The organism is Allocoleopsis sp. (genome assembly GCF_036703385.1).
Classification (GTDB): domain Bacteria; phylum Cyanobacteriota; class Cyanobacteriia; order Cyanobacteriales; family Coleofasciculaceae; genus Allocoleopsis.
In genome coordinates, this window is sequence record NZ_DATNPA010000792.1 from 1 (window position 1) to 3,875 (window position 3,875).

Genomic DNA, 3,875 nt, shown 5'->3' on the forward strand with positions numbered 1-3,875 from the left:
TGCCACGAAGGCGATTAGCATCTTTATGAATGTAAGAAAAATATGGAGCCTGTAGGGACGGGTTTAGGGACAAAATTTGTAGACACAACGACAATTTTCATACAAAACCCGTCGGGAGCATGTCAGGGAGAGCAAGTGGACACCCGCACTGCGTGCCGCTACGCTAACATCCCCCGGCCCCTTCTCCCAAAAGGAGAAGGGGAGCAAGATTCAAAGTCTCTCTCCCCGTGGGAGAGGGAGTTAGGGTGAGGGCTGACAAAGGTGACATGTTCCCAACCCGTCCTTACCCAGAATGTGGGTGTGTTTCTTAAAAACACTGTTAGCCGTCGGTATGCTCTTTCAACTGGAAACTGAATAAACAAGACCGGAGATTTCACCCTTCTACCTCCATAGGAGGGTTTTGCGGGTACTCGGTTAAACCATCATTTAGCTGAATCCAAGGGAGTTTGCTGGATGTCCAAATGTGGAATTGTGGGGGAAACTCGTCAGGTTCATCCAGACTGCCTATATTAACGCCTATATAGTCTGGTAATCGTTCATCTTCATAGGCTAACTGAGAGCCACAACGAGAGCAAAATTCCCGCTTTCCACAGTCGGATGAATCAAATTTAGTTACCTCGCCCTGTAGCCATGCAAAACTTGATTTCTCGAAGAACGCTTCTGATGAGAAAGCTGCTCCAGAAAATCGCCGACAATTTGTGCAATGGCAGTTACCGACCCACAACGGTTCTCCTAAAACGCGATAACGTATCTGACCGCAGAAACATCCACCTGTATGTTCTTTGGGCTGTGTGTTCATGAGGTCATTTCCTTCTCTGTGTATGCCATCTATCGGGATGTTAGGTGGAGATTGCCGACTCAACAATCATTAACCCACACTGCCTTCTAGTTTCAGACTCAGTAATTTATCGGCTTCAGCAGCAAATTCCATTGGCAGATTGTTGAAGACATCCTTACAGAAGCCACTCACCATCATGGAAATAGCATCTTCTTCTGAAATACCCCGTTGAGCGAAGTAGAATAATTGGTCTTCCCCAATCTTGGCAGTAGAAGCTTCGTGCTCCACTTTTGCCGTATTATTTTCCACTTGAATGTAGGGGAACGTGTTAGCTTCGGCGGTACTTCCAATCAGCATGGAATCACACTGGGAATAATTCCGTGCGCCTTGGGCTTTGGGGCCAATTTTCACCTGTCCCCGATAGCTATTTTTGGAGTTACCCGCAGAAATCCCCTTAGAAATGATAGTACTGCGGGTATTTTTGCCGATATGTACCATCTTGGTGCGGGTATCAGCTTGCTGCTTGTTATTCGTTAGCGCTACTGAGTAAAACTCACCGACAGAGTTGTCGCCTACCAGAACACAGCTGGGGTACTTCCAGGTAATAGCAGAACCTGTTTCGACTTGCGTCCAGGAAATCTTAGAGTTGACGCCTTTGCACAAACCCCGCTTAGTGACAAAGTTGTAAATCCCACCTTTACCGTTTTCATCCCCTGCGTACCAGTTTTGGACGGTGGAGTATTTGATGTCGGCGTTATCCAGGGCAACGAGTTCGACGACAGCCGCGTGGAGTTGGTTGCTGTCGTACATGGGCGCGGTACAGCCTTCTAAATAGCTGACCGAGCTGCCTTCTTCGGCAACAATTAAAGTACGCTCAAACTGTCCGGTGTCACCGCTATTAATCCGGAAGTAGGTAGATAGTTCCATCGGGCATTTGACGCCTTTTGGAATGAAGACAAAGGAACCATCACTGAAAACGGCGGAGTTGAGGGCGGCGAAGTAGTTGTCTGCTACCGGGACAACGCTGCCGAGATACTTCTGCACTAACTCTGGGTGTTCTTGTAGCGCTTCAGAGATAGAGCAGAAAATCACGCCTTCTTTGGCGAGTTTTTCTTTGAAGGTTGTAGCGATAGAAACACTGTCAAAAATGGCATCCACCGCCACATTAGACAACCGCTTTTGCTCTAACAAGGGAATGCCTAGCTTCTCGAAGGTTTCCAGTAATGCAGGGTCAACTTCTTCGAGACTCTCCAGCTTTTTCTTCGCCTGTTTGGGTGCCGAGTAGTAGATAATGTCCTGGTAGTTGATGGGCGGATAGGTGACGTGAGGCCAAGTTGGTTCCGTCATCTTCAGCCATTGCTGATAAGCTCTGAGACGGAACTCCAACATGAACTCTGGCTCGTTCTTTTTGGCAGAGATTAAGCGAATTACGTCCTCATTAAGACCACGAGGAATCGTATCGGCCTCAATATCCGTGACAAAGCCGTACTTGTAGGGCTGGTTGACTAATTTTTTGACGGTGGCAGTCATTAGATTTAAGTGTTCTCTCGTGTTCTAAATAAATCGCTTAGGATCGGAGGTGGGTGGTAATAGGCACCCAGCGTTTAATGATGCCGTCTTATAGGCAGGAGCAGTAAAACAACATGTTTGTTGTTTAAGTCTATTGTACGATATATTAACAACAAGGATGTTGTCAAAGTCAAGCTGTACTTTTCCCTTCGCCCTCCACGACAGAGCGCCCTGAAACCCGATGACCACTACTCACCAGTCTTCTACAAAGCAGGACATCTTGCAGTATTTACTGAAACAAGAGCAGACGACGGCACAGGATTTAGCCGAAGCTCTAGAGATTAGTCCACAAGCGATTCGGCGTCATCTTAAGGATTTAGAGGCAGAAGGATTAATTGAGTATAAATCGGTTCAGGTCGGAATGGGGCGTCCCCAGCATGTCTATCAGTTGAGTCGTAAGGGGCGCGATCGCTTCCCCAATCGCTATGATGAATTTGCAGTTTCCCTGTTGGACACCCTGACGGAAACAGTAGGGCACGACCAGGTTAGCTCCATTTTGCGTAAACAGTGGGAACGAAAAGCTAAGGAATACCGCGACAAGGTGGGTATCGGTTCTGTGCAAGAGCGAGTGGCTAAGCTTGTAGAAATCCGCCAAAGTGAAGGCTATATGGCAGAGTGGCATGTTCTAGAGCCTAACAAGTTAAATCACAGCGCTGAGCCTCAATACATTTTAACCGAACACAACTGTGCTATCTCCAACGTCGCCGAATCTTTTCCCAGTGTATGCGGGCATGAATTGGAAATGTTTGCAGCGGTGTTGCCCGATTGTACAGTGGAGAGAACCCACTGGCTGAATAAGGGAGAACATCAATGCGGTTATTTAATTAAATCACGGCGCAAAGCGGGAGAATGTTCCTAGTAGCGGTTCAGTGCGAAGAGCGATCGCGACTACATAGGAGAGGTAGAAATTCATGGTCGAGTCACAGCAACCAACAACACAATTTTTGACCCCGGAAGAGTCAGCGGATGTAGATAAAGCCCTATTGTCTTCCCCTGAGAAGTTTTTAAGCCGATTAACGATTTCATCTTTGCGGCTATTGAAGCAAATCGCTAAAGACACTGGCGTCACGATTGAGGAGTTGACGCATCAGCAGGTGATTGACTGGTTTGAGAAGGATGGGAAGATTCGGCGAGAGCAAGGGATAGAAGCAGCGTTTTTGAAGTGGTGAACAGTGGGCGTAGGCATTGCGTTTGGTATTGAAGTGCGATCGCAGATTCTACGGTGTCTGGGATAGTAGCCGAAGGATAGGATGTCGGCGATCGCGTTTCGTTTCAAAGTGCGATCGCAGATTCTACGGTGTCTAGGATAGTAGCCAATGGAGATGCAGGCGAGCGCGTTTCATTTTAGAGTGGGATCGCAGATTCTATCGTGTCTAGAATTGAACATGAGTGGCTTGGCAGATCAGGCATCGCTACAGCTAATTACCAGTTCTTAGGTGCAGATTGGGCAGTAGATGATGAATTAGTTAATTTCGACTTTAATCGGGCAAAGTGAAAGGCCAAGATAGCGATGCTGGTTCAAAGTTTT

The 3,875-nt window shown here is 47.4% G+C and carries 5 protein-coding genes; 3 read left to right on the top strand and 2 right to left on the bottom strand.

The annotated features are described in order from the left end of the window. Window positions 1-373 precede the first annotated feature (373 nt). Both V6C93_RS36900 and sufB read right to left on the bottom strand, forming a co-directional pair. Entirely contained in the window at window positions 374-799 is a 426-nt protein-coding gene (locus V6C93_RS36900; RefSeq protein ID WP_333481672.1) for a GFA family protein, read from the bottom strand. Window positions 800-868: 69 nt separating this feature from the next. Beyond that, the gene (gene sufB / locus V6C93_RS36905) at window positions 869-2,308 is read right to left on the bottom strand and encodes a Fe-S cluster assembly protein SufB (RefSeq protein ID WP_333481673.1); all 1,440 of its coding nucleotides are present in this window, start codon (window positions 2,306-2,308) and stop codon (window positions 869-871) included. Window positions 2,309-2,528: 220 nt separating this feature from the next. Between sufB and sufR the strand changes: the two genes are divergently transcribed. The 3 genes from sufR to V6C93_RS36920 all read left to right on the top strand — a co-directional run bounded on the left by sufR (window position 2,529) and on the right by V6C93_RS36920 (window position 3,842). Further along, complete coding sequence (gene sufR, locus V6C93_RS36910; protein ID WP_333481674.1) at window positions 2,529-3,206, top strand: iron-sulfur cluster biosynthesis transcriptional regulator SufR; 678 nt, start codon at window positions 2,529-2,531, stop codon at window positions 3,204-3,206. Window positions 3,207-3,258: 52 nt separating this feature from the next. After that, complete coding sequence (locus V6C93_RS36915) at window positions 3,259-3,516, top strand: hypothetical protein (RefSeq protein WP_333481675.1); 258 nt, start codon at window positions 3,259-3,261, stop codon at window positions 3,514-3,516. A 200-nt stretch (window positions 3,517-3,716) separates the two neighbouring features. After that, window positions 3,717-3,842 (top strand): hypothetical protein, encoded by a 126-nt coding sequence (locus V6C93_RS36920; RefSeq protein WP_333481676.1) that lies wholly within the window; start codon window positions 3,717-3,719, stop codon window positions 3,840-3,842. Window positions 3,843-3,875: the final 33 nt, after the last annotated feature.